General features: G+C 57.8%; 22 protein-coding genes and 1 pseudogene. 10 read left to right on the top strand and 13 right to left on the bottom strand.

What is annotated here, in order from left to right; genetic code table 11:
• Position 1 precedes the first annotated feature (1 nt).
• Together HB633_RS16150 and HB633_RS16145 are read left to right on the top strand one after the other, a co-directional pair.
• Entirely contained in the window at positions 2 to 808 is an 807-nt protein-coding gene (locus HB633_RS16150) for an ROK family protein (protein ID WP_213779154.1), read from the top strand.
• Positions 805 to 1686, top strand: a complete 882-nt coding sequence (locus tag HB633_RS16145; RefSeq protein WP_213779153.1) for an HAD family hydrolase — start codon at positions 805 to 807, stop codon at positions 1684 to 1686. The genes HB633_RS16150 and HB633_RS16145 overlap by 4 nt, the downstream gene beginning before the upstream one ends.
• Positions 1687 to 1841: 155 nt before the next feature.
• Here HB633_RS16145 and infA read toward each other — a convergent pair whose 3' ends face one another.
• The 7 genes from infA to HB633_RS16110 form a co-directional block, all read right to left on the bottom strand.
• Positions 1842 to 2111, bottom strand: a complete 270-nt coding sequence (gene infA / locus HB633_RS16140) for a translation initiation factor IF-1 (RefSeq protein ID WP_050382773.1) — start codon at positions 2109 to 2111, stop codon at positions 1842 to 1844.
• Positions 2112 to 2201: 90 nt separating this feature from the next.
• Positions 2202 to 2492 carry a hypothetical protein gene (locus tag HB633_RS16135; RefSeq protein ID WP_213779498.1) on the bottom strand — a complete coding sequence of 97 codons (291 nt, stop codon included), beginning with the start codon at positions 2490 to 2492 and terminating at the stop codon, positions 2202 to 2204.
• A gap of 580 nt (positions 2493 to 3072) precedes the next feature.
• Positions 3073 to 4050, bottom strand: a complete 978-nt coding sequence (corA, locus tag HB633_RS16130) for a magnesium/cobalt transporter CorA (RefSeq protein ID WP_213779497.1) — start codon at positions 4048 to 4050, stop codon at positions 3073 to 3075.
• A 173-nt stretch (positions 4051 to 4223) separates the two neighbouring features.
• Positions 4224 to 4655, bottom strand: coding sequence for a polymer-forming cytoskeletal protein (locus tag HB633_RS16125; RefSeq protein ID WP_213779151.1), 432 nt, complete (start codon positions 4653 to 4655; stop codon positions 4224 to 4226).
• A gap of 81 nt (positions 4656 to 4736) precedes the next feature.
• On the bottom strand, positions 4737 to 5114 hold the full coding sequence (locus HB633_RS16120; protein ID WP_213779150.1) for a hypothetical protein: 378 nt from the start codon (positions 5112 to 5114) through the stop codon (positions 4737 to 4739).
• Entirely contained in the window at positions 5101 to 6186 is a 1086-nt protein-coding gene (locus HB633_RS16115) for a M23 family metallopeptidase (protein ID WP_213779149.1), read from the bottom strand. Before HB633_RS16115 ends, HB633_RS16120 begins: the two co-directional genes overlap by 14 nt.
• Positions 6187 to 6403: 217 nt before the next feature.
• Positions 6404 to 7375: a LysR family transcriptional regulator gene (locus HB633_RS16110; RefSeq protein WP_213779148.1), complete on the bottom strand. Its 972-nt coding sequence runs from the start codon at positions 7373 to 7375 to the stop codon at positions 6404 to 6406.
• 199 nt (positions 7376 to 7574) lie between these two features.
• On the opposite strand from HB633_RS16110, the gene HB633_RS16105 reads away from it, so the two are divergent.
• The 3 genes from HB633_RS16105 (at position 7575) to HB633_RS16095 (ending at position 10658) form a co-directional block, all read left to right on the top strand.
• Entirely contained in the window at positions 7575 to 9116 is a 1542-nt protein-coding gene (locus HB633_RS16105) for a CoA-acylating methylmalonate-semialdehyde dehydrogenase (protein WP_213779146.1), read from the top strand.
• A 35-nt stretch (positions 9117 to 9151) separates the two neighbouring features.
• Positions 9152 to 10042: a 3-hydroxyisobutyrate dehydrogenase gene (gene mmsB / locus HB633_RS16100; RefSeq protein ID WP_213779144.1), complete on the top strand. Its 891-nt coding sequence runs from the start codon at positions 9152 to 9154 to the stop codon at positions 10040 to 10042.
• A 268-nt stretch (positions 10043 to 10310) separates the two neighbouring features.
• Complete coding sequence (locus HB633_RS16095) at positions 10311 to 10658, top strand: hypothetical protein (RefSeq protein WP_213779143.1); 348 nt, start codon at positions 10311 to 10313, stop codon at positions 10656 to 10658.
• Positions 10659 to 10777: 119 nt separating this feature from the next.
• Here the strand turns inward: HB633_RS16095 and HB633_RS16090 are convergent, their stop codons facing one another.
• The 4 genes from HB633_RS16090 to pdxY form a co-directional block, all read right to left on the bottom strand.
• A complete protein-coding gene (locus HB633_RS16090) occupies positions 10778 to 12214 on the bottom strand; it encodes a dihydrolipoyl dehydrogenase (protein WP_213779142.1) in 1437 nt (478 codons plus the stop codon).
• Positions 12215 to 12233: 19 nt separating this feature from the next.
• Positions 12234 to 14111 (bottom strand): glycoside hydrolase family 15 protein, encoded by a 1878-nt coding sequence (locus tag HB633_RS16085; RefSeq protein ID WP_255580954.1) that lies wholly within the window; start codon positions 14109 to 14111, stop codon positions 12234 to 12236.
• Entirely contained in the window at positions 14104 to 14916 is an 813-nt protein-coding gene (locus HB633_RS16080) for an SDR family oxidoreductase (protein ID WP_213779141.1), read from the bottom strand. The genes HB633_RS16085 and HB633_RS16080 overlap by 8 nt, the downstream gene beginning before the upstream one ends.
• A gap of 130 nt (positions 14917 to 15046) precedes the next feature.
• On the bottom strand, positions 15047 to 15910 hold the full coding sequence (pdxY, locus tag HB633_RS16075; RefSeq protein ID WP_213779139.1) for a pyridoxal kinase PdxY: 864 nt from the start codon (positions 15908 to 15910) through the stop codon (positions 15047 to 15049).
• A gap of 487 nt (positions 15911 to 16397) precedes the next feature.
• Between pdxY and glgC the strand changes: the two genes are divergently transcribed.
• Together glgC and glgA are read left to right on the top strand one after the other, a co-directional pair.
• A complete protein-coding gene (gene glgC, locus HB633_RS16070; RefSeq protein ID WP_213779138.1) occupies positions 16398 to 17696 on the top strand; it encodes a glucose-1-phosphate adenylyltransferase in 1299 nt (432 codons plus the stop codon).
• A gap of 78 nt (positions 17697 to 17774) precedes the next feature.
• Positions 17775 to 19238, top strand: coding sequence for a glycogen synthase GlgA (glgA, locus tag HB633_RS16065; protein WP_213779136.1), 1464 nt, complete (start codon positions 17775 to 17777; stop codon positions 19236 to 19238).
• On the opposite strand, the gene HB633_RS16060 is transcribed toward glgA, so the two are convergent.
• Both HB633_RS16060 and HB633_RS30900 read right to left on the bottom strand, forming a co-directional pair.
• Positions 19235 to 19894: a response regulator gene (locus HB633_RS16060; RefSeq protein ID WP_213779134.1), complete on the bottom strand. Its 660-nt coding sequence runs from the start codon at positions 19892 to 19894 to the stop codon at positions 19235 to 19237. The two genes, glgA and HB633_RS16060, sit on opposite strands and share 4 nt — an antisense overlap.
• A pseudogene (locus HB633_RS30900) lies at positions 19891 to 20094 on the bottom strand (ATP-binding protein); the annotation flags it as partial. The pseudogene HB633_RS30900 and the gene HB633_RS16060, both read right to left, overlap by 4 nt.
• A 77-nt stretch (positions 20095 to 20171) precedes the next feature.
• Between HB633_RS30900 and HB633_RS16055 the strand changes: the two are divergent.
• From HB633_RS16055 to HB633_RS16045, 3 genes are read left to right on the top strand one after another with little or no spacing between them, the layout of a single operon-like run.
• Positions 20172 to 21542 carry a site-specific integrase gene (locus HB633_RS16055; protein ID WP_213779132.1) on the top strand — a complete coding sequence of 457 codons (1371 nt, stop codon included), beginning with the start codon at positions 20172 to 20174 and terminating at the stop codon, positions 21540 to 21542.
• The gene (locus HB633_RS16050; protein WP_213779131.1) at positions 21463 to 23562 is read left to right on the top strand and encodes a hypothetical protein; all 2100 of its coding nucleotides are present in this window, start codon (positions 21463 to 21465) and stop codon (positions 23560 to 23562) included. The genes HB633_RS16055 and HB633_RS16050 overlap by 80 nt, the downstream gene beginning before the upstream one ends.
• A gap of 21 nt (positions 23563 to 23583) precedes the next feature.
• Complete coding sequence (locus tag HB633_RS16045; protein WP_213779129.1) at positions 23584 to 25908, top strand: site-specific integrase; 2325 nt, start codon at positions 23584 to 23586, stop codon at positions 25906 to 25908.
• The last annotated feature ends 23 nt before the right edge of the window (positions 25909 to 25931 follow it).

The following is a 25931-nucleotide window of genomic DNA, read 5'->3' as shown; positions in this document are numbered from 1 at the left end:
GATGGGGACAGCAGCAAGGAAGACAGCAAGCAAGCCGGCGAAACGAACATCCGCTGCGGAACGCATTCTCGCCATCGATGTCGGCGGCACGGGCCTGAAGGCAGCCATCATCGATGCGCATGGGAACATGAAAACCGAGCGCCTGAAGGTTGCGACGCCGCATCCGTGCCCGCCGGAATTACTGGTGGACACGCTGGTAAAACTGGTCGAGCCGCTCATGCAGCCGCTTCCGGCCACGCACATCTCGATCGGATTTCCGGGCGTGGTGCGCGACAACCATGTGCTGACCGCACCGAACCTCGGCAACGAGAGCTGGCGCAACATCCCGCTCGCGCAAATGCTTTCGGATCAACTCGGCCACCACTTGCCGGTGCGCATCATCAACGACGCCGAAATGCAGGGGCTGGCGGCTATCGAAGGGAAGGGTATTGAACTTGTGCTGACGCTCGGCACGGGCGCCGGCACCGCGCTTTTTCGCGATGGCGAACTGATGCCGCATCTCGAACTCGCACATCACCCGGTCAGCAAAAACAAGACTTACGATGAATATCTGGGCAACGCCGCGCGCGACAAGGCAGGCAACAAGCGCTGGAATCGCCGCGTGGAAAAAGTCATCGGCATCCTGAGTTCTCTTGTGAACTACGATCGGCTGTGGATCGGCGGCGGCAACGCGGCCAATCTCAAATTCGAATTGCCGGGCAACGTGAAAGTGGTATCGAACGAGGCGGGCATCGAAGGCGGCGCACGTCTCTGGCATCCGCGTTCGGTGCGCGAAACGCGTCAATTGCCGCCGGGGACATTCGAATGATTCCCAAGGATTTGAATCTCACCAAACGTTCGCGGAATGATCCCGACCGGGCGCTGGACGCGCTATCGAAAGTTGAACTCGTGATCACCGATTGCGACGGCACGCTGCTGTACACCGATAAAACCCTGGGTGAGCCCGCGAAAGAAGCGGTGCGAAATCTGAGTGCGGCGGGCGTGCGCTTCACGGTGGCGAGCAGCCGCCCGGGCAAGGGCATGCGCACGATCGTCGAGACACTTGGCATCAAGACGCCGTTTGCCGCGTTCAACGGCGGCAAGCTCGTCGATCCCGCCGGCTGGAAGACCATGCATGCACACTGGCTCGCGCGCGATGCAGCCGAAACCGCGTTGGAAAGCCTGGCGCATGATGGCATAGATGCGTGGGTGTTTATCGACGACGAGTGGTACATCACGAATCCCGGCGGTGAATACGTGCCGCTCGAGCGCCGGACAGTTGGATACGACGCGGTGGTGGTGAAGCGTTTCGAGGATATCGACCTGAGTTCGGTGGAAAAGATCGTCGCGTCGACCAAGGATGCGGCGTTGCTCGAACGCAAGGAAGCCGAGTTTGCCGGCACGCTGAAAGGCCGTGCCACAGCCATGCGCTCGCAAAGCTATTACCTCGACATCACGCATCCCCTCGCGAACAAGGGCGAGGGCATTCGCGAACTGGCGCAGCTCGCCGGGGTGGCGCTGGAAAACGTGGCGGTGCTGGGGGATATGCAAAACGACGTCGCCATGTTCGATGTAGCGGGCGTGTCGATTGCGATGGGGCAGGCGTCGGCGCAGGTCCAGGACAGGGCGACGTTTGTATCGTCAACAAACGATGCAGACGGTTTCGCGTTAGGCGTGAGCGGATTGCTCGCGGCCCGGAAAGGGTAACGGTCGTTGTTGAACAGGAGAGCGACATCGGCGCCATGCGATGCTGACTGACAGCATCCAGCGGCGGCGCCGACGAAGCCTTGCTCTCGGCGTTGCTGCGTTTTCTACCAGAGTCCACGGCGCGCTGATGCGTGCCTTATCCAGGACGTCCGGTTTTAGCGGCGACGCATTTGCGGACGTGGTCCACCGCCGCCGGTAGCGCGCTCGTCCTTGTGCCGGAAGTTGATCCGGCCTTTCGTCAGGTCATACACCGACAATTCCAGCGTCACGCGATCCCCTGCAAGAATCCGGATGTGATTCTTGCGCATGCGGCCCGATGCATACGCGCCCACGACCACGCCGTTGTCCAGCGTCACGCGGTAGCGGCTGTCGGGAAGCACTTCATCAACAATGCCGTCCAGCTCGAGTAACTCTTCTTTCGCCATATAAAGCTCCTAAATTCGTCGTTCGATGCGATTGTATGCGAGACCCGCATGCAACCGCGATGCCTTTTATTGCTTAACAATCACCGATAGTCACAGATCTGCAACAGTCTGGCCGTCGATCTGTCCATCGATCAATTTTTCCGCATGCAACAAGCAGGCCCGTCGAGCCTGTCCGCCATTTTCGAAACTTCCGTCCTGCTCGATGCGGAACACGCGGCTTTCGCCCGTGACTTCCTCGCCAGCCGGCGGCGCGCGGCAGATACGCACCGATGCTTCGTAACCCGTATCCGCTGCACGGACCGCTGCGCCTTGACGTGCTCCGCGCGGATAGATCAGCGGATGAATCTCGTAACCCTTGTACGTCTTGAGCGGCTTGACCAGTTCTTTCATATTCCGTGATTTCCTGTATTGCGCCCGCCCGCGCCTCGAAATAGTGCATTCGATGCGTAAAACCCCGCTTGCAGCCGGTCGCAGCGCCTCAGCACTCGCGGTCGATCAGCGGTTACGAGCAAAAAATAGCGCACGGCGCACACGGAGTGCAGCCGTTTCGCCGGGCTGTAGGTGTCGAAGAACGCCGGGGTAATGCGCGCAATACCGAAAGTCATACACGATATAACGCATGGACTAAGCCATCCGCCGACGTCGCTGCTGTTTAAACTTTGAAGACGACTCTGAAGACGAGTGCCGGGCCGCGTTTTCGATGCGAAGCCTGCACTGCCGGGGCGATGACATTCAGCCAGAAACTGCGCTGAAATGCCGGGTGGATCGCTGCTGCCGTGGCGAACACGCTGCGCCAAAGCGCACTATGCAAGTTAGACAGCAAATCAGAAAAAAGTTCCGCTGTCGCCGGAGGCCCCGCCTCCCGATGCTGCAACGCTGACGTGGTTTTCGAACCTGAGCGGCTCGCACTTCCAGGTTCACATCACGCCGCCTTCCAAGCATCGAAAGAGCCATTATACCGTTATAGCCAGCCCGCCTTGCGGAACCGCCAGTAAAGGAACACGTCCACCATCAGCATCACCGTGATGCAGGCCGGGTAACCATAGGACCAGTCCAGTTCCGGAATCTTGTGGAAATTCATGCCGTAGATACCAGCGATCATGGTCGGAACGGCAAAAAGCGCTGCAAAAGACCCCAGACGCTTGGTTACTTCGCTTTCCGCCAGCGAAATCAGGCCCAGATTGACCTGAATCGCAGTGACGACCATTTCCCGGCGCCCCTCGACGGTCTTCACAATGCGCTGCAGATGATCGTAGACGTCGCGGAAATAGTCCTGCATGCCGCTGCATACGCCTGGTGCACGACCGCCGTACAGCTTGCTGACCGCTTCCAGCAAGGGCGCGGTGTGATGTTGAAGCAGGACCAGACGGCGTTTCAACGAATACAGATCTTCGATGATCACTCGTGATTCCGCAGAGCCATTGCGCTCGAAAATGCGTTCCTCGAGTTCATCGAGTTCCGAGCCGAGCGCTTCCAGAATGGGGAAATAGCGGTCGACGACGTTGTCGATCAGGGCGTACATCACGAATGCAGGCCCGTGCTTGAGCAGATGCGGTTCGCGCTCGCAGCGCTTGCGCACCTCCTGGAAGCCCTGGCTGGTCCGGTTGCGCACCGACAACACGTAATTTTCGCCGACGAACACATTGATCTCGCCGACCACGAGTTCGTTCTCGGCGTCGAGTTCGACCGTATGGAGCACGCAAAAGAGCGAATCCGTGTATTCCTCGATCTTCGGGCGCTGATGGCCGTGCTGGGCATCTTCCACCGCGAGTTCGTGCAACCCGAACTGGTGCGTCATGTGCGCGAGTTCGCCGGGACCTGGATCTTTCAGCGCAACCCACACGAAGCAGTCGGGGACATCCCGGTAAGCAGAGATATCGTCGATGGGGACATCGGCGAGCTTGCGGCCATCTTGATAGGCCGCGCAATTGACCAGCATGTAGTCTGCCCTTCTCACGGTAACGAAACCGGCCCGGCCCGCCTCGCTCAAATACTGACGCGTGACGCGGCCGGCGCCGGAACTTCCATGAATCTTAGCGGATTTGCGAACGTGCCCTGGGCGGGGCCGCTCATCCGGCGGCCGGCGGGGTTGCCGGCCTGGAAAACCAAAGCCTAGCTATTCGAATAATCCGATGTCATTTCGGAACTGAGCCGGGGCGTCTCGACTGGCGCCAGCGTGTTGTCGCGTTTTGTAAGTTTGCCTTCCACTGATGCGCCCACATCCATGCGCAATTGCTGATAATAAATGTTGCCATTTACGTGCGCATTCGATTGCAGTTCCACGAAATGCTCCACGGTCACGTCGCCGGTAATGGTCCCGTTGATCACGATGTCATAGGCAACGACATTACCCGTGATCGATCCCTGGTCGCTGACCACCAGCAGTGTCTGCTCGCCTGGGCGTCCGGTCACGTTGCCCTTCACGTGGCCGTCCATGCGCAGCCCATCGCTGAATTCGAGATTGCCTGCGATCTGCACGTCGTGTGCAATCAGCGTGGCCAGCTTGGCCTGACTGACGCCGGTGGTTTTTTTTGCCTTGAACATGGATGACCCCTTTCTGGTCTGGATTGCGATTTCGATTTAGATACTGGCCGCACGCAGCGCGCGAGCCGGTGCTTGGCTGCTCTAGTTGGATTTGTCCCGCTGGCGTTTGATGAACGCGAGATCGGTGCGCATCTGGTGAATCTCGGCGGCGCTTTCGGTTGCCTGTTGCTGCAAGACGAGCCGCGTCGCGACCTCGTGATCGAGCGCAATGCGCGCCTTTGCAAGTTGTTCGCGAATTTCGCGCTCGGACATGGGCGGTGCGCACAGGGCGTCGGCTTTCTTGCTGTTTTCACGCGATGTCAGAAGCGCAAAACCCGCGGCTGCGAGCGCCGCGGCGGCGCATGCTGCCGCTAGCAGGCCGAGCATGATCATGGCCCAGCTGGGCCCCCGGCGCGACGTGAGCGAGTAGGTGCGGCGCGTGAGGCGATGCGTCGCCCGGTGTTTATCAGCTTGCGGCATTGGAAGTCGGCTTGAAGAGCGCGAGATAGTGCTTGGGATTGACCTGGGTTCCGTCGACGATTACTTCGAAATGCAAGTGCGGTCCGGTCGAGCGGCCAGTGGAACCGATCTCGCCGATCTTCTGGCCTGGCATCACGAGATCGCCGGCCTTGACGAATATCTTCGACGTATGTCCGTAGCGCGTCACCATGCCGGTGCTGTGCTGGATATCGATGGCATTGCCATACCCGCCGTGCAGTCCCGCCTGGATCACGCGGCCGCCGGCGCTCGCGAAGATGGGCGTTCCGGACGGGGCGACAAGATCCATCCCTGGATGAAAACTCAGATGCTGGTTGAACGGGTCGATGCGGTTGCCGAACGGCGAGCCAACCCGTGCAGCCGGCGCCGGTTGGCGGCCGGGAAACGCCATGTACGAGGCGTAGTGCGCGAGAACGGCATTGTCGAGTTTGTTCAGCGTTGCATCGAGGCAATCGAGCGCGTTCTGAGTGCGGCGCAGGCGTTGCGGCGCCGAGCCGGTTTGCGTGGCGCGCTGGGCATCGCAAAGCCGTGCCGGCAGGGCCGGACCGCCTTCGGCGACATCGGCTGCGCTTGCCGGTGCGGGTCGTGATGCAGAGCGCGGGGGGCTCGCAGCGGCGCTCCCAGCCGAGCGGCGCGGGGGCAACGAAGGTCCGCCGGCGCTGTCGAGCGGCGATTCGTCGTCGTTATCCGGCAGCGGCGGCACGACATGAATATCCGGACGATCGGCCGCGCGCCGTGACGCCTTCAACTGCGCTTCGAAGTCCTGAAGTTCGTTGACTTGCGTGACGAGCTGGCCCACGCGGGGTTCGAGATGCGTGAGCGTTGCACTGATCTTGCCGAGCTCGTCGATTTCGTAGGAGCGGCGCTCAGCCTGTGCTTTTTCTTCGGCTGCATGCGTGTTGCCAGTTGCTGCGCCGATTGCAATGCCGAGCGCGAGCGCAGCAAGGATCATCGCGATGACGGCAATGATCACCATCGTGCGAACCGTGCGTGCTTCGACGAACCGCACGCGCTGATTCGACATGGTCCTTCTCGACCAGATTACGAAGGCCATCAGCGCACCGGGCGCGACGCGCGCGAAGAAGAGAAAACGCTCATCGAAACAGAAACACTGGCGCGTGTTCGAATGTTGAAATTGAGATAAATGAAAGTCACGTCCATGTGAAAACGCCGCAGCGGGGCTACGGCGAAAGGCCTTATGGGCGGACGATTATGCGCCAGTTATCCGAATGCGTATCTCATATATAAGGGTTGCTGAACAAATGCGAAATTCAGGGGCGCGCTGTTTCGCTCCATAGCATCTCGCGGGCCTCTCCCATGAGCAGCGGATGGTTCAATTCGGCCACTGTGCGCAGGAAATCCCACACGGCCGTGATGCGTTTCAATTTGCGCAAATCTTCGCGGCAGGAGAGATAAAACGCACGCGTGACGACGATCTCATCGGCGAGTACGGCTTCGAGACGCGGATCTTGCGCGGCCATGAAACACGGCAGGATGGCGAGCGCGCGCCCTTGCAACGCGGCGTGATATTGCGCGATCACGCTCGTGCTGCGCCAGTTGGAAACAGCGCCCGGAATGGCGCGATCGAGATAGAGAAGCTCGTAGCTGAAAGCGAGGTCATCGATATAGCTTGCGAAGCGATGCGTCCTCAGATCCTCGACTCGATCCACGGGCTCATGTTGTTCGAGGTATTCGCGCGTCGCGTAGAGACGCAGACGGTAGTCGCAGAGTTTGGTGTAGACGGTCTGGCCGTGTTCAGGGCGCTCGAGGGTCACCGCAATATCCGCTTCGCGCTTGGACAAGCTCACGAAGTGCGGCACCGGCAACAGGTCGATGGAGATCTGCCTGTGCATGTCCTGGAAGCGCGCGAGTTGCGGCGCGAGGAAAAAACAGCCGAAGCCCTCGGTGCATCCCACGCGCACGTGCCCGGACAACGCATGTCCTGAATTGGCGATGTGTTCGGTTGCGGACTGAACCGTGGTTTCCATTGCATCGACGTAGGCGAGCAGGCGTTGGCCTTCGGCGGTGAGGATGAAACCGCCGCTGCGGGATTTATCGAAGAGGAGGGTGCCCAGCGCATCTTCCAGTGCCCGCACGCGGCGCGCGACGGTCGTGTAATCCACGCCCAGGCGCTTGGCCGCGCCGCTTGCACGCTGCGTCCGGGCGACTTCGAGGAAATAGCGTAAATCGTCCCAGTTCAGGTTCTGCAGGCTGTTTGCACTCGGCGGCGTGCTTTTTTGCATATCGGATGGGTATTTCTATTGATACTTCGTAGAGATTTGCATAACTATACTGAACGCTATCGGTTCGGCGGTTTCTTTTCCCCGAGCCGACTACATTCAAATAAACGGAGACGACGTTCGCTCAGCGACCTGCACGGGTATACCCGCTGCAATGGTCCGCGTCTCCGTTTCCACGCCCGTTTCTTTAGGAGACTCCCACATGAATACCGCTGCTGACCGCCCGGCGCTCGCCGAACACACCGCATCCGCACGCACGGCCAAGTTGCTGATCGACGGCAAGTTCGTGGAATCGAACACGAATGAGTGGCGCGACATCGTCAATCCGGCGACGCAGGAAGTCGTCGGACGCGTACCGTTCGCGACAAAAGACGAAGTCGATGCCGCCGTGGCATCGGCTGCAAATGCTTTCAAGACGTGGCGGCTGACATCGCTTGGTGTGCGCATGCGGGTGATGCTGAAGTTCCAGGACCTCGTGCGCCAGAACATGAAACGCATCGCGCAGACGCTGACGGCCGAGCAAGGCAAGACGCTGGCCGACGCCGAAGGCGATATCTTTCGCGGCCTCGAAGTCGTCGAACATGCCTGTTCCATCGGCACGTTGCAGCAAGGGGAATTCTCGGAGAACGTGGCGGGCGGCGTGGACACCTACACGTTGCGTCAGCCGATAGGCGTATGCGCGGGCATCACGCCGTTCAACTTCCCCGCCATGATCCCGCTCTGGATGTTCCCCATGGCGATCGTCTGCGGCAATACGTTCGTGCTGAAGCCGTCGGAACAGGACCCGTTGTCGACCATGGAACTCGTGGAACTCGCGCTCGAAGCGGGCGTACCGGCGGGTGTGTTGAACGTGGTTCACGGCGGCAAGGACGTGGTCGATGCCATCTGCACGCATCCCGATATCAAGGCGATATCGTTCGTTGGATCGACGCATGTAGGCACGCACGTGTACAACCTCGGGAGCCAGCACGGCAAGCGCGTGCAGGCCATGATGGGCGCAAAGAACCACGCGGTTGTCCTGCCCGATGCAAACAAGGAGCAAACGCTGAACGCACTGGCCGGCGCGGGATTCGGCGCGGCGGGGCAACGCTGCATGGCGACGTCGGTGGTGGTGTTCGTGGGGGCATCGAAGGACTGGTTGCCGGACCTGGTCGAGCGCGCGCGTGGCCTGTCGATCAACGGCGGCACGGAAGCGAACACGGATGTCGGGCCTGTTGTTTCGCGCGCGGCGAAGGAGCGCATTCTGGGGTTGATCGAGACGGGCGTGGGCGAAGGCGCGACGTTGTCGCTGGATGGACGCGGCGTGGAAGTGAAGGGCTATGAAAAGGGTAACTTCATCGGCCCGACGGTCTTCTCCGACGTCACGACCGACATGACCATCTACAAACAGGAAATCTTCGGCCCGGTGATCTGCGTGCTGGAAGCAGCCACGCTCGACGACGCCATCGCGCTCGTCAATCGCAATCCGATGGGCAATGGCGTTGGCCTCTTCACGCAAAGCGGCGCGGCGGCGCGCAAGTTCCAGAGCGAGATCGACGTGGGTCAGGTCGGCATCAATATCCCGATTCCGGTTCCGGTCCCGTACTTCAGTTTCACGGGTTCGCGCGGATCGAAGCTTGGCGATCTCGGCCCGTACGGCAAGCAGGTCGTGCAGTTCTACACGCAAACGAAAACGGTCACGTCGCGCTGGTTCGACGACGCGACCGTCAACGATGGCGTGAACACGACCATTTCGCTTCGCTAAGCATTTTTCGCAGAACAATAATCAGGAGACTCGCGATGAATATCGGTTTTATCGGACTCGGCAACATGGGTGGTCCCATGGCCGCCAACTTGCTGAAAGCAGGGCATGCGCTGACGGTGTTCGATTTGTCGGAGACGGCATTGCAGACAGCGGTCGATGCCGGTGCGCGGACCGCCGTATCGCCGCGTGAAGCAGTTCGCGACGCTGAGGTGGTGATCACCATGCTGCCCGCTGCCGCGCACGTCAGAGCCGTCTATTTGAATGACGATGGTGTGCTCGCCGGCGTGCGCTCCGGCGTGCCGTTGGTGGACAGCAGCACCATCGATCCGGCAACTGCGCGCCTGGTTGGCGAAAGCGCAAAAAAACAAGGCAATCCGTTCGCCGATGCCCCCGTGTCCGGCGGTACGGGCGGCGCGCAGGCCGGCACGCTCACGTTCATGGTGGGAGCCAATGCTGAGTTGTTCGAAACGCTCAAGCCGGTGCTCGCGGGCATGGGCAAGAACATGGTGCAGTGCGGTGATACGGGCACGGGACAGATTGCGAAGATCTGCAATAACCTGCTGCTCGGCATTTCGATGATCGGCGTGGCCGAAGCCATGCAACTGGGTGCATCGCTTGGAATCGCCCCGAACAAGCTTGCCGGGATCATCAATACATCGACCGGACGTTGCTGGAGTGCCGATACGTGTAATCCCTACCCTAACGTATTACCGAATGCGCCTTCGTCACGCGGGTATACCGGGGGGTTCGGCGCCGACCTGATGCTGAAGGACCTGGGGCTTGCCGTTGATGCAGCGCGTCAGGTGAAACAGCCGGTGCTGCTTGGCGCACTTGCGCAACAGCTTTACCAGTCGATGAGCATGCAGGGCCTGGGCGGACTCGACTTCTCCGCGATCATCAAGCTGTACAGTAACGAGGACGCCTGAATAAAACGCAGCAGTGAACCAACGTCTGTAGGTGCTTTATTAAGCTGCGTTGCAACATGTCGACCGCCAGCGTCATACGAGGCAAGGACATGGGGAATACGATGATTCGATTCTTCTGAATTTGGCCTATTCTCAAAGCACGACGTTCATGTCTCCGTCTTAATTAGTAAGTAGATGACGAAGTCAGCGAAGCCGCTTTGGAATACTCATTAGGTTAAACCTAGGCCGGTAGCGATGCCGGTGGCAAGCCAGGATCAAGGAGAGCCAGATGCAAACAACTCGTCATTTCCACGTGGAATTGCGTCATGCAACAATGCCGACTTACGTGTTCAGTTATCTGTTCCCGTTAGTGTTGGCGGTCTATGAGCTTTGGCGTGTAGGTTCGTGGGTCGCGGTTCACGGGCTCAACTTTACGGACTTCAGCGCGATGAGTTATGAGTTTGCGCTCATGCTGGCCGTTTTCGTGATGCAGGTTGTGGTCGAGATCGCATTCATGGCAGCTGCCATGCTAACGAAGCATCATGACGTGGCGCATCGTGCAGGAAATTTACTGCTCGGCATTTTCTGTTCGATGGTCGTGCTCGGTTTTGACCTTGCCCTGCAATATGCAATGTAAGCGGGCCTTTTAGACCCAGATCGTTCCAGTTCTCGCAGCAATGAAAAGCCCGTTTGAACGCTGAGTTCAAGCGGGCTTTTTTTCGCCCCGTGGGCGCGTTCCAGACGCGTTCTACAGGTTTAGCAACCGACGGCGCTTGCCAGCTCCGGCGCTTTTTCCGCGCGTTCTTCGAAGCACTTCTTGTTTGCTTCCTTAAGCGCCGTGCGCAAGCCTTCTTCAACGACCGGGTGGTAGTACGGCATCTTCAGCATGTCTTCGACCGTCAAATCCAGTTGCAGCGCCCACGCGAGCAGATGACCCAGATGTTCGACGGCCGGGCCGCAGCCCTGAGCGCCGAGCAGCTTGCCGGTCTTCGCGTGCGCATAGACATGCAGCAATCCGCGGTTTTGCCTCATCACGCGGCTGCGGCCCTGCGTTTCAAAAGAGACGCTGCCCGTTACCGTCAACTGTTTATCGAGATCGTCATAAGACGCGCCGACGATCGCCACTTGCGGTTCGCAAAACACCAGCGAAAACGGCACCTTGCGCTTGACGCTCTGCACGTTGGGGAAGTTGGCTGCGTTGTCGCCCGCGAGCTTGCCTTCGTCGGCGGCGTCGGAGAGAAACGGGCGCGTACCGTCGCAATCGCCTGCAATGAAGATGTTGCTGTCGCCACATTGCATCGAGTTCTCGTTGAAGACGGGAACGCCTTTCTTGTCGAGTTCGATACCCGTGGTTTCGAGATGCAGACTGCTCAGCGCGGGTTTCCTGCCGGTCGCGACGAGCACGAGATCGAAACGCTCGGTGCGATCGCTGCCATCGAGTGATTTGAAGTGCAGGGTGGGTTCACCGTCCTGCATGGTTTTCTCGTGGACGGTCGCATCCGGGTCGAGGTAGAACTCGTCTTGCAGTGCTTTGATCAAGGCCTCGCGCACCGGGGTATCGGTAAGCGCGCCCACCTGGTTTTTCTGGCTGAACATGAAAACGTCCACGCCGAGCCGCGAGAATGCCTGGCCTATTTCCAGGGCAATAGGGCCCGCGCCGAAAACCGCGCAACGCTTGGGCAAGGTCTTCAGATCGAAGACGTCGTCGCTCGTGATCAGCCGCTCGCCGAAGACTTTGAAGTCGTCGGGAATGGCGGATGCCGAACCTGTCCCGATCACCACGCTTGTGGCTTCAATACGCGTTGTGTCATCCACGATCAACACGTTACGCGACTCGAAACGCGCGCGTCCGCGAATCACGGTTTCCGGCGGAAACGAACTGATTTCCTCCAGCACGCCTTTGACGAAATGATCGCGTTCTTTGCGCACATAAGCGAGCACGTGTTCGCCGTTGGCTTCTAGATCATGCGTACCTTCTATGCCTCGTGCCGCTTGATCCTTCGCGTCGTGCAGGCCGTTTGCTGCGGCCAGCAGGAGCTTGGACGGCATGCAGCCCACACGCGCGCACGTGGTGCCGAATTCGGCGGCTTCTATGATCACCGCCTCTTTGCCCGCACCGCGTGCCGCACGATAAGCGGCCATTCCCGCCGTTCCCGCGCCAATGACGGCGACGTCCACTTTGATCTGCTTCATCAGTACCCTTTGTGTGTTTCTACGACCATTGCGGATGTTCGCCGCCGAGACTCCGGTCAAGCTGGAATGCGGCGCTAATCAAAGCCAGATGCGTGAGCGCTTGCGGAAAGTTTCCGAGCGCCTCCCCGCTGATGGCGACCTCTTCCGAATAAAGCCCAACGTGATTCGCGTAGGCCAGCATTTTTTCGAACACGAGCCGGCCTTCATCCACGCGGCCCGCGCGAGCGAGCGCCTCTGCATACCAGAACGAGCACGCGCTGAAGCCGCCTTCCTCGCCGGGAAGGCCGTCGAGGGAATCGCCGCGCGTGTACCGGAAGATCAAGGGGTCGACGCCTAGCTCATTGCCGATCGCGTCGAGCGTCGTAAGCCAGCGCGGATCCTTCGGTCCGATAAAGCGCACGAGCGGCATCATCAGCGTGGAGGCGTCGAGCGTATTCGAGTCGGGGGTCTGTACGAAACTCTTGATCTCGTCGTTCCAGAAGTTGGTGTAAATATCCAGGTGAATGGCATCGCGCACAGCGTTCCAGTCCTGGAAAGGCGCGGGCAGCGAACGCTTTTGCGCGAGGCGTATCGCGCGGTCGAGTGCGACCCAGCACATCAACCTGGAATGCAGCAACGGTCTGCCGCCGTTGCGAAATTCCCAGATGCCCTGATCCGCGTTCTGCCAGTTTTTAGCCACGAAGTTGACTGTGCGTGTGACGTGCTGCCAGCCATCGTAGGAGATGGCCTCGCCGTACTTGTTGTAGAGATAGATTGCATCGAGCAGCGCGCCGTACACGTCGAGTTGGGTCTGGTCGCGCGCGCCGTTGCCGATCAAAGGCGGTTCGGTACCGCTGCCGTAGAGCGTATCGACCGCTTCCTCGTCGGGCGGTTCCTCGCCATCGACGGCGTACATGACCCTGAACGATCCATCCGAGTCGCATTGTTTGTTGCGCTCGGCGATCCAGTTCTTGAAGTTGCGCGCTTCACCAGTGTAGCCCAGGCGCAGCAGGGCGTAGACGGAAAACGCGGCGTCCCGTATCCACGTGTAGCGGTAATCCCAGCGGCGGCCGCCATCGGGCGTCTCGGGCATGCCGAAGGTGGGCGCGGCGACAATCGCGCCGGTCTCGCGAGAGCTGAGCAGCTTGAGCAACAACGCGGAACGCATCACGACCTCGCGATATCGCCCGTGATACGTCGATTTCGCCGACCACGCACGCCAGAAATCGATGGTGTCCGAGAGCGCTTCCTTGCACTGCAGTTCGGTGCAAGCCAGCTCCGATTCCGCGCCGAAAACGAAGCATGCCGTCTCGCCTTCCTTGAGATTGAACTGCGCGAAGGCATCGTTTTTATCGATACCGAGCTTGATCGTCGAAGCAAGCATCAGGGTTTCGTTCTTGCCCGAAACCGCAAAACGAATGCTGTTTTCATCGGCCTGCGTCGCCTCGTGGCTACCACGGGCGTAGTCGAAGCGCGGCGCGCACTGCACGCGCACGGACATGTCGCCGTACTTGGCGCGCACTACTCGGACAATGCAATTCGAGTCGCCTTTCTCCTCTTCATCGTTTTTTGAAACGGGCATGAAGTCGACCAGCTCACACACCGCATCGCCCGACATGAAGCGCGTCAGTAGCACATTGGTCTCGGGCAGGTACATCTGCTTGGTGCGCGCGATCTCGAATGCCGGCGCAATGCTGAAGGCGCCGCCACGTTTCTCGTCGAGCAGCGCGCCGAAGATGGTCGGCGAATCGACGCGTGGAAAACACATGAAGTCGATCGCGCCTTGTGTCGATACGAGTGCAGTCGTGCGCATGTTGCCGATCAAACCGTGCGCATCGATAGGAATGCCGTGCGGTGTGGGCGGATTGGTCTTGACCGGGTTGTCGTCGTGAGGGTCTTGCGCGCGCGGGTCAGCCATTGTCAGCGAACCCCGGATACAAGGTCATGCCGCCATCCACGAAGAGCGTGGTGCCGGTCACGTAGTCGCTGTCGTCCGATGCGAGCCAGACCGCCGCGTTGCCGATGTCCTCCGCCTCGCCGATGCGACCGTAGGGCACGAGTTCAAGCAGTTTTTTCAGCGCCTCGGGATTGTCCCAGGCGGCCTTGTTGATCGGCGTTTTTATCGCGCCCGGGGCGATCGAATTCACCCGGATCTTGTGCGGTGCGACCTCCTGCGCGAGCGATTTCATCATCATCTGGATGCCACCCTTCGACGCCGCATAGTTCACATGTCCGGCCCACGGAATGATCTCGTGAACGGAACTCATGCAGATGATCTTGCCCAGTGCTTTCGACACAGGACGCGGCCCGCGCCGGAGAAATTCGCGCACTGCCCGTTGCGCCGTCATGAACTGGCCGGTGAGGTTGACGTTCATCACGGCGTTCCAGTCGGCGAGCGTCATGTCGGTGAACCTGGCGTCTTTTTGCAGGCCCGAGTTGGCGACCACGATATCGACCGTGCCGAAGCGCTTGATGAGTGCGTCGAACATGGAATCGATGTCAGCTTCGTTCGAGACGTCGGCCTTGATCGCAAAGGCCTGGCCGCCAGCCTGTTCGATCTTGCTGGCGAGGCCTTCAGCCTCTTCGCCGTGAGAGTGGTAATTAATGGCGACACTCGCACCGGCCCCGGCGAGCGCAAGCGCAACGCCGTATCCGATCCCGGAGCTTCCGCCGGTGATGAGCGCGACCTGACCTTCGAGTTTCTGATTGGATGCTTGAGCCATGGCGTTCCCTGGTTCGATGCGAAACGAGCTCAAGCGTCAGCTCGCGATGCACCTGTTTGGGGCCGGTCTAAGCCGGCGACGTCATGGTCCTGAGCAAGTGCCGGTCCCGCCCGGGGGCGGTCGCTACGCCTTACTCCGCGTGCACGGCAAGCGCGGGAAACCTCTCGGTCGGGTGCGCGATTTCGTCTTGCGCCGCGACGATTTCCAGCTCGTATCGGCCTGCTTCATAAGTGGTTTTCACCACTGCATTGACGGCAGCCAGCGTATGTTCGAACGCTTCGCGTACCGAATCGCCAAGCAGGGTGCGCGCGAGGAACACCGCGCTCGTCAGGTCGCCCACGCCGACCGGTTGGCGTGCGAACGGATAGAGCGGCCGCTGCGCGAACCACGCCTGGCTCTCAGTCACCGCGAGCATGTTGAAGGTGTCGGCGCGGCTGTTTCTGTCGATCAGATGCTTGACCAGGACGACCTTTGGCCCACGCGCGATGATTTCTCGGCACGCTTCGACGGCTTCTTCCACTGTTTCGATCGACCGGCCGGTGAGCTTTTGCAACTCGATATGATTTGGCGTCATGGCGTCGGCGATCTCAGGCATGTTCGTGACGAGATATTCCTGAATCCCCGGCTCCACGATGCAACCTGTCGCCGCACCCATGACCGGATCGCAGAAATAGAGCGCCTTCGGATTCACGGCCTTGACCATCCTGACGATTTCGACCACCGCCGCAGCCTGGTCGGGCGCGCCAAGATAGCCGGAAAGCACGGCGTTGCAGCGTGGCAGCACGCCGATAGCCCCGACTCCTTCGATCACGCGCGTGAGTTCGCTGGCATCGACGACGCTGCCGGTCCAGCGCCCGTATTGCGTGTGGTTGGAGAACTGCACCGTGTTGAGCGGCCAGACGTTGACGCCCATACGGCGCATTGGGAAAACGGCTGCGCTGTTTCCGGCATGGCCAAAGACGACGTGCGACTGGATACTGAGGACGTTATTCATGATGTGTTTTTTCGTCAGGGGCCGGAGTGGCGAATCGGGCGCGATGTCTCGGGTCTTGATCCCGTCAGGGCGCCGCACATTATTGTGCCGTGGCGCATGACGTCGTGACGCGGGCTCGCAAAGATTTTGCATTTCCACGACACACGGCGCGGCGTGCGGACGTATTTTTATTCTCATTGGCACGGCGATTGCTAAGGTTGCGGGAAACCATCGGAATACCTCAAGTTTTCGTTTGTGTTTGGCCCCTCCGCCCGGCCGTATCCGCCGTCGACTAGACCTTTATTGGTTCGATATGGAAAAGCAGGTGCGAACTGTTCACCTTTGCAGCAGAATCGTTCTCACGCACTGTTTCAAATCCATTTAATTCCTCTGGAGAAAATCGCACTTATTGTTTTGAATCAACCCGGGATTTGCCGACGACGCGCAAGGTGGGTAGCTGAAAACAATTCAGAAACAGGCCGCACAGGCCGCAAAAGAGGAGGTCAGTATGGAGACGCTGAACAGAGAGAGATTGTCGCAAAGTCATACGGATCTGCAGAAGAATACGCTGGCTATCGTCCTTGCGGGCGGGCGTGGCACGCGCCTCGGAGCGCTGACCAACAAACGCGTCAAACCGGCGGTGCACTTTGGCGGCAAGTACCGGATCGTCGACTTCGCGTTGTCGAACTGCCTGAATTCAGGTATCCGGCGTATCGCCGTGGTCACGCAGTACAAGGCGCATTCGCTTTTGCGCCACTTGCAGCGCGGTTGGGGTTTCCTGCGCGGCGAGTTCAACGAGTTCATCGATATCTGGCCGGCGCAGCAACGTGTGGACGCAAGCTGGTATCGCGGTACGGCGGACGCCGTATTCCAGAATCTCGACATCATCCGCTCGATTGGCCCGGAGTACATCGTCGTGCTGGCGGGCGATCATATCTACAAGCAGGACTACACGCGCATGGTCCTCGACCATGTGGAGAGCGGCGCGGATTGCACGGTCGGCTGTATCGAGGTGCCGCGCATGGAAGCCACCGCGTTTGGCGTGATGCACGTGGATGAGCAACGGCGCATTACGGCATTTCTTGAAAAGCCCGAGGATCCGCCGTCGATGCCAGGCAAGCCTGACATCGCGCTGGCGAGCATGGGCATCTACGTGTTCAGCGCCAAGTATCTGTATCAGTTGCTCGAAGAAAACATCTTGACGTCGGAGACGGATCACGATTTCGGCAAGGACATCCTGCCGCGCGTGGTCACCAGCGGCCGGGCAATTGCGCATCCGTTCGGCATGTCGTGTGTGACATCGGAAACCGATCCGAACGCGCCGCCGTACTGGCGCGACGTAGGGACCGTCGACGCTTATTGGGCGGCCAATCTGGATCTGGCATCGACGATTCCCGCGCTCGATCTCTATGACCGCCGCTGGCCCATCTGGACCAACCAGGAGCAGTTGCCGCCAGGCAAGTTCGTGCGCGACCTGCACGGGCAGCAGGGCGCGATCAACAACCTGCTGGTCTGCGGCGGCTGCGTGATCGCGGGGTCGCAGGTGGCGCGGTCGGTGTTTTCATCGGCGGTGCGGGTGAATTCGTTCTGTCATATCAACGAAGCCGTGTTGTTGCCGCAAGTCACGGTCGGCTCGAGCTGCCGTCTCAAGAAGGTGGTGATCGACCGGGGTTGCACGTTGCCGGAAGGGCTCGTGATCGGCGAAGACCCGCAATATGACGCCGAGCGGTTCTACAGAACGGAAAGCGGTGTGGTGCTGGTGACGCAAGAGGCGTTGACACGCCTTGGACAAGCAAAGCAGTCATAGTTCGCTAAACTGCGTGCGATGTTGCGTCAGATACCGCGCGGATGATTCTGTCCAGCGCAACCAGCCAATGGGGAACCGATGACCGTATGTGTGCTGCATGTTGCAGCGGAAATGTATCCGCTTTTGAAGACCGGCGGCCTGGCCGATGTCGTGGGCGCCTTGCCGCCGGCCCAGATGCAGGTGGGCACGGATGCCCGGGTAATCCTGCCGGCGTTTCCGTCGGTCGTGGCCGGCTTGACGCAAATCGAGCACGTGGCGGATCTCGGCCCGGCGTTTGGAATTGGCAATGTGAGGCTCGAACGTGGTGTGCTCGAGCCGCATGCGATCGCGGTTTACATCGTGCGGGCCGATGCCTTCTACAATCGCCCGGGCAATCCCTATCTGGATGCATCGCATACGCAGTACGCCGATAGCGACCGGCGTTTCGCTTTGCTCGGCTGGGCTGCGGCGCGCATAGCCCATGGCGCCGATCCCGATTGGCAACCAGACGTGCTGCACGCGCACGACTGGCACGCGGGGCTTGCGCCGGCTTACTTGCGGGCGTGGGAACGCACCTCGGGCATGCCGCGCATACCCTCTGTCATCACGGTCCATAACCTCGCCTACCAAGGCGTTTTCCCGGCGGCCGAATTCGGCGTGCTGCAATTGCCGGCGGATTTTTTCTCTGTCGATGGAATCGAGTTTTACGGCCATCTTTCTTTTCTTAAGGCCGGCCTTTTCTACGCCGATCGCATCACGACGGTGAGCCCGACTTACGCGCGCGAGATTCAGACGCAGGTGCAGGGCGCGGGCCTCGACGGTCTGCTACGCACGCGTACACACAACATCAGCGGAATTCTCAACGGCGTCGATAAAACGGTCTGGAATCCCGCAACCGATACGACCATCAATACCCAATATTCCATCGAGAAATTTTCAGGCAAGGAGAAATGCAAGGCCGCGCTGCAGGAACGCATGGGTCTTGCGCGCGACCCCGACGCGCTTCTGTTCGGCGTGGTGAGCCGCCTGACGGAACAGAAGGGCATCGATTTGTTGCTCTCGGTGATTCCCGATATCGTCCAGCGCGGCGGTCAGCTTGTCGTGCTCGGCACCGGCGACCCGGCGCTTGAAAACGGCCTCAAGAACGCGGCGGCAGCGAATCCGCAGGCCGTCGCGGTGGAACTCGGATTCGACGAGACCCTGTCTCACTCGATCATTGCAGGCAGCGATATCGTAATGGTCCCCTCGCGCTTCGAGCCGTGCGGCCTGACGCAGCTTTACGCACTCGCCTATGGGTCGCTGCCGCTTGTCCATTGCGTGGGTGGTCTGGCGGACACAGTGGTCGACACATCGCTTGAAAATCTCGCCGATGAAATCGCCACCGGCTTTGTCTTCGAAAAGTTCGACCGGCCATCGATCGTCGCGGCTATCCGGCGCGCGTTCGCGTTGAAAGCGCGGCGGCCGGACTGGAAGGCGGTCATTCGCCGCGCGATGGAGCAGGACTTCGGCTGGGAAGCATCGGCGTTGCGGTACGCCGACGTATATGGCGAGTTGACGGCTTAGTCTTCGGTATCGCGTGCGAGGGCATGAATCGCGATCTGCACGCGGCTTGTCAGGTTGAGCTTGCGCAGCACGTTGCGCACGTGAATCTTCACGGTGCTTTCGGCCAGATCGAGCTCGCGCGCAATGTCCTTGTTGCTCGCGCCGCGCGCCACGATCCGCACGATGTCACGTTCGCGCGGCGTCAGGGCGGATGATTCTCGGGTATCGGGGGCGGGAAGTTCTTCAGCCTTCTGCGGCGTCCTCATCTTCGCGATCAACCGTTGCGTCATGCTCTCCGCGATCACCGATTCGCCGTCGGCTGCGCGGCGAATCATGGTTGCGAGCGCGTCGGCGTCCATATTCTTGAGCAAATAGCCACATGCGCCTTCGTGCAGCGCGGACGTGAGTTCATCCACGTCTTCAGAGACCGTGAGCATGATGACCGCTGTATCGGGCAGGTCCTGCTGCAATAACTGCAGCGTCTCTATGCCCGATAACCCCGGCATGTTCAGATCGAGCAGCACCACGTCCGGCCTGTGCTGCTTCGCGCGCTTGATTCCCTCGATACCATCTGCGGCATCGCCCACGACCTCGAAGTCCGGCTGGCGCTGCAGCAATGCATGCACGCCTGAGCGAAACAGTGTGTGGTCGTCGATCAAAAGAATGCGAATGGTCATGCGGCCTGCCTCCTGCTTGCGGGCAAGAGGAGATGGACTTGCGCGCCGCCGCCCGGCCGGCTTTCGAGTCTGAGTTGTGCGCCAAGGCGCGCCGCCCGTTCGCGCATGATGTGAAAGCCGACATGTGCTTCACCTCGGCTGGCGATATCGGCGGGGTCGTAGCCGTCCCCGTCGTCCTCCACATTATGACCAAGCTGAAATTTATTAGATTTAAGTTGACGATTGGACGCAGGTTGACTAGCTTGGTGTCTATTCGCGACGCGACGAGGAGGAACTGATGCCTTGGACAGTTGACTACAGCATTCCTGCAATGACGGCTGCCGCCGGTTTTGGCAAAGTGGCTCATTTGCCTTTCATTATGGATTCGCGTCCTGGTTATCACCGTTTGAGTAGTCGGTTTTTGCTTGAAAGGGGATTGGGGAAGTGGCATCCCGAAACTCGAGGTCAAACAACTTTAACAAGGCGCATACCTACGCCAAGGTCGATAAAAAACTATGCTGATTGGCTAGTCAACTTTCTCGAGTGGGCCGAAATGAGAAAATTGAATTTAACAAGTTGTGATTACGTTGACGATATCGTTAATGGATATCAAAAAGACATGGAAAAAGGAAAGTGGTCTAGAGATGGGAAGAAACTCTCTAATTCAACTATCAATTGCCGAGTTATGCTGGCGAGCGAGTTATTACTGTGGATGTTCGATAAAGGATTGCGTCCAAAATTCGAAGTGGTAACTATTCCAGTTGCTGGAGGTAATTTTGGAAAAAAAGTGAAATCGGAAGTAAGGTTAGGTAATCTTCGCGAAAATAAACGCCGACTACGTATGCCCTCGCAAGAGGAGCTTATTCTGTGGCTAAATTCCGTTTACAGAAATTTTGGTTTTACATATGGGTTAATGTGCGAATCGATACTAACGACTGCAATGCGTCGGGAGGAAATTGCGTGCCTACGAGTAGACTCCCTGCCGGAAGATAGGCGGGAATGGCATTTGAAGGATGTTGACGCCCCGTTTGCACAGCAGCGAGTATTGATAACTATACAGTATGGGGTGAAGGGCCAAGCCTACGGCGAGGACCATGGCGATAAAATTGGCCCCAGGCGGGACATTTGGATACCCATGCATTTGGCAGAGCGATGGCATGCATACCGGAGCGTTAAGGGAGCACGCAGTGCAGCATTAAAACGGCGAGTGGCCACAACGTCCAATATTCAAGAAAAACGGCGGCGAATCAAAGAATCGGTATGTCTTTTCCTTGACGAAAAGACGGGTAATCGTATTTCTTCCAAACAGCTTTACCATGCGTGGACTGGTGGCATGGTTCCGTATAGGGGTTGGTCTCCTCATAGGGGCCGTGACTGGTGGTCGTGCGCTACTTTGATGCAGGAACTGGAAGAGCGATTCCCTCGCGAAAAGGGATTTGATGAAACAACAAAGTTGCATCTGGCAGGGGCAGCTAGAGACGTAATTCGCTTTATTATACAACCGCAATTGGGTCATGTAAACGAAGAAACAACAATGATTTATCTCCAATGGTTCATGGACGCAATTGCACGGAATGTAACTATTGGGTATGACGAAGAGCTACAAAAATACGCGCAGAACGTTTACGGCGAAAATGGAGCGAGCATTGAGTATCCGAAAACACAATAAGGACCATTCGGCTTTGTATAGCGGATTGGAAGACGAAGGTATTGAGTCATCAGGACGCTCAGATTCTAAATCCGACACTGCGCTGCAATTCTGGACTTCGCACGAAGAGCCTTTTTTTGTTGACCTCCTCTCATTCGCGACCGGACAAGACAAAAGAGAGAGGGCGGGGCTGTGGGGTGGCCCATTTACCGGGCGACAAAAACTTATAAACGAGATTGCTCCAGCAATACGCGGTCTAGTGGACTATCTGGCGCCAGACTCGGCTTTTAGTTATGTGATGTCCGTTCGGACGTGGTGGCGACTCTTCGATGCCATTGAATCGAGTTCAACTACGCATGATGCTTTATCGCTTGCAGTTATAAGCATAAACGATATTACGGACATACACGTTCGAAAAGCGATTGATAGTGGTATGAGCAGCAACCTATACCGGACTTTCGTTCGCATATTAAATTTAGCAAGACGCCTGAATTATCTAGCTCCAATAAATTGGCCAGCGGTCTCATCTAACCCGCCGAAGCTTAGAGACCTGCCTCCCTCCGAACAGATGAAAGAGATACGAATTGAGCTTAAGCATGCGTGGTTTCGCGCTCTCTGGCGGTGGGAGCGCGCTGAAGCGCTCATTGCTGGGCAGAGGCCGCGCAATATTGAGGAGGCGAGACTACTGAGAAGTTACATGCACTATCGTGTGGTGGTGACGAAGGCTGGACATCCTCAGCCTGGACGCGAAATCTTGCATAACGGCATGTCCACCCGTAAATATGATGGTCTTGAGTATCGAATGGTCGACATGCTGAAGGGCTTTTTTCCTGATAGCACTGACATTAAAGTTGCACTGCACTGCTGTATGGCGAGCACGGGTTGGAATGCATCCACCCTGTTGAATCTGCGTACGGACCAGCGCTTTCTTATCGCCCATCCTAAAGACCCAAACAGGTATGTGCTGTATGGCGTGAAGAAGCGCGCCGCCTACGCCGACCAGACCTCTGAAGGATTGCTGAAGTCTCAAGGGGCCGCCGGCGTAATTATTCAAATGCTCATCAAACGCACAGAGCCACTTCGGAAGCAGCTTTACAAGGACCTCGAGGAAGCAGAGTCGCTTCTAGCAAAGGCGAAACAAGAGAAGGGTGGTGCAGTCGTCATAAACCAACTGAACAAGAAAATTAACTGGCTTAAAAAGGGCGTAGTAAGCCCGTGGCTTTATGCCGGTGTCAAGTCAGGCGGTGGTTCAGATGCCAAGTCAGGAAAAGCGATTTCCTATTTGGATACGCGGAACTATGGTAGTGGCCTTAAGGAGTCTTTTCTACATGATTTCATCACAGACGTGAATGCCAGTCGAACTCGGAAGAAGAAGCTGCCCTACGTCGTTGCGGGCGACTTTCGACATGCCTTCGCGGAATACGCCTATGAGGTTAGTGGCGGCTTAGTTCTGTATGTGATGAAAGCGCTTGGTCAGAAGCGGTTGAAAACAGGAATGACCTATCTGAACCATGTAATCCTTAACGAGAGGGAACAACGGCAGTATGTCAAATTGCAAGAGGTACTTTGGGATGAGCTAGGCCACGGAGGCAGAGTAGACCCGACCATCTTGGCCAAGCGCGCTCAAGACGGAGGTATTTCTAACATCGAACGCCTGCGGCTGGAAGATTATCGCCGGCTCCGAAGGAGCCGGATTGGCGTTGGTTGTGAACGCCCGCACTCGCCCCCAAAACACATTGCGCCTGCTTTCGAGCCGGACGGAAAGAAGATGTGTCCTGTTCAGCGATGCACTCTTTGCATCGAAAACAGCGTGCTCCTTCCTGACAGTCGCGACGGGCTTTGTATGAGGCAGGCAGAACTTGAGCAAGTCAAGATGAACATATCAGTCGCTGCTTTCCTTGAGTCGTCTTTCGAAGAAGAGTTAGAGAATACAAAACTCGCATTGCGCTGGTGGCTGCCAGAAGAAGTTCGAGAAAATTTGGCAGTTTGGAGAGAGCGCATCGCATCTGGAAGACACCGGGCGGTTGACTTAACCGAATGACCATTTTGTGGGGCAATGTAAATGACTGCACAAACCGCAATGCCACAATTTTCCGCTAAGTTTCGGCAAGAAATTTTATCTACAATCGCAACGAAAGTAATAGAAAAAATATCGGTTAGTTCAATACAGCATATGCAACCGAACGAGCTCATCGCGATGCAATCGACGCTTCGACATGGAAGCGATTATGGTTTCTGGGAAACGCCGCAGGAATGGGCTCCCGGGCAAACCGGGCAAGCTACATTGAGAATCGACCTTCGTGGTCGAATTCTCGAATTTCTTCGGAAATCGTCAACTGTTGAAACGGAGGGCGACAGCGATGGTGAGACAAACCAAGTTGGTGTTTCGAACTGGGCGGTTAATCCAGCTTTTCATCGGAAGCTAGTTGAGCAAGCAGTTCGGCTGATTACTCGCTACTGCATACTGCTGCGCATTGCCCCGGTAACCTTCAAGCGAGTAAAAGGAGGCCCTCTAGACGTCACGACGATAAGAAGTCTCGCCTACACTGAGTTGCCTCGACTGATGGCAGCTTGCATCGCTAACATAATGAAGAATGGACCGGACATTGCGGGATACGAAGCGCCCGACGCTCTCATTTTCGAGAACGACACCAGGTTTCTCAACCACATTCCAAAAGACTTTTATTTGACGTTGGCCCGTTCTGTGCGCGATGCAATGACTAACGAGGTCCGTCGGATGGAGATGCTTTCAAAAATGGGCCTTTGGAACGATGCCCCTCCGGTTATGGACGACGTATCGGCGACGATGGAAGTAGCCGGACCGTCTGCGGTTTCAGAGCAAGAAGTTTTGGTCACTCCGCACCTACCGCTTCCTGACGAATATGTGAGTTTGATGGGAACGCGAAGCCTTTGGTTGATTGAGGTAATGGGACCCGCAGTGATACCCGTACTTAAAGAACTCAAAACAATACTTCAAGGTAAGGATGAAACGGAGTCCAGTGGTGACGAAAAGCGCGCCTGCGCGAAAGCGTTTGTAGCCGGACACGTCTGGATGGAATCCGAGGGAACGATTATCGACGCTCTGCCGTTCTCGATTTACTCGCCAAACTTCGGCGGCCGTTATAACTCCGATACGGCAGCGGTCAATTACGACGCGCACCTGCATCCGTTGAATCGTCTCGATTGGCCGCCCAAAGAAATTAGGCAGGTTTTTGAACTCGCATATGCCGTTCAGTACGCTCATATTTTCGTTGTTGGACTTGCAATGGCCGCTCGGCGAAGTGAGTTATTGACGCTTGAGCGCACGTGCATACGGTACGCTCGAAATGGCACAACGTATGTCGACGGGCGAACTTTCAAACTCGTCGAACGGCACGACGGGAAAGTTCGCGACTGGATACTTCCAGCAGTGGCAGCGACCGCAATTGAGCAGCAAATTCAGTTGATATCCGTGCTTGAGACAATTGGAAACTACTCAACAGACGACGATAACGTTGAGTTTAGCGAACCTATTAGGAACGCAAAGCATCTCTGGGCCAGAACAGGGCATGGGAGCGGAGACCGCTCGGAACCGTTGGTGGATTTGAACCATGCATTAAAGCAGTATGCGCGGATTCTTTGTATGGACCCAGAACCAAGCGGGCAGCCGATTCGCCCCCACAGACTTCGTAAAACCGTTGCTCGGCTCGTAGCACTAGCCCTCATACAGGCGCCACGGATTCTGATGGCAGTCTTTGGGCACAAGTCGATTGAGATGACCATGTCGTACATGTTATCGGACAAAAACCTTCGGGCCGAAATCGAGAAGGTTGCTCGCGAATTGCGAGTGATTCGTGCAGCAGATGTGGTTCTCGACATCGTCTACGCCGAGGACAAAGAGGATGCGGAGCTGGTCAATGGGGGTTATGGAGGGCCTGCGGCCCATACAATCAAGCACGCGCAACAAGTTTTCCGGGAGCGGCTCCACCAGACGGGTGATGATTTTGACGCTCGCACTCTCGCGGAACTTGCGGAACTACTTACCCTGCGCGGCAAAGCATGGGTCTATGTGCGGCCTGGCATCATCTGCACGAAATTTCCGGGGACCGAGTCAGGGCCATGTAATAAGAGTCGAGGTCAACCTGAGCCCGCGCGTTGCCAGACTCATTGCTCGCACCGGCTTGAAGAGCAATTTCTACGGCGCGATGTTGACGCGGCGATAGCCCATGCTGTAGACGAATACGTTCGCATGGACGAGGAAAAAAATGAGCTGGTACAGGGCTCATGGGCAAGTCAAATAATGCTGCATCTTGGTAGATTCGAGGACGTTCGACAAAAATGGATGCTTAATCCGATTGTGCAGCGAGTTTTTTTTGACTTCCACGAAGAAAGTAGGGTTTCACCATGACATCTACGAAGCGAGGTTACGTT

The organism is Caballeronia sp. dw_276 (assembly GCF_018449635.1).
Taxonomy (GTDB): Bacteria; Pseudomonadota; Gammaproteobacteria; order Burkholderiales; family Burkholderiaceae; genus Caballeronia.
Note: the sequence above shows the minus strand (reverse complement) of the source record. Positions and strands in the feature narration are given on the sequence as shown.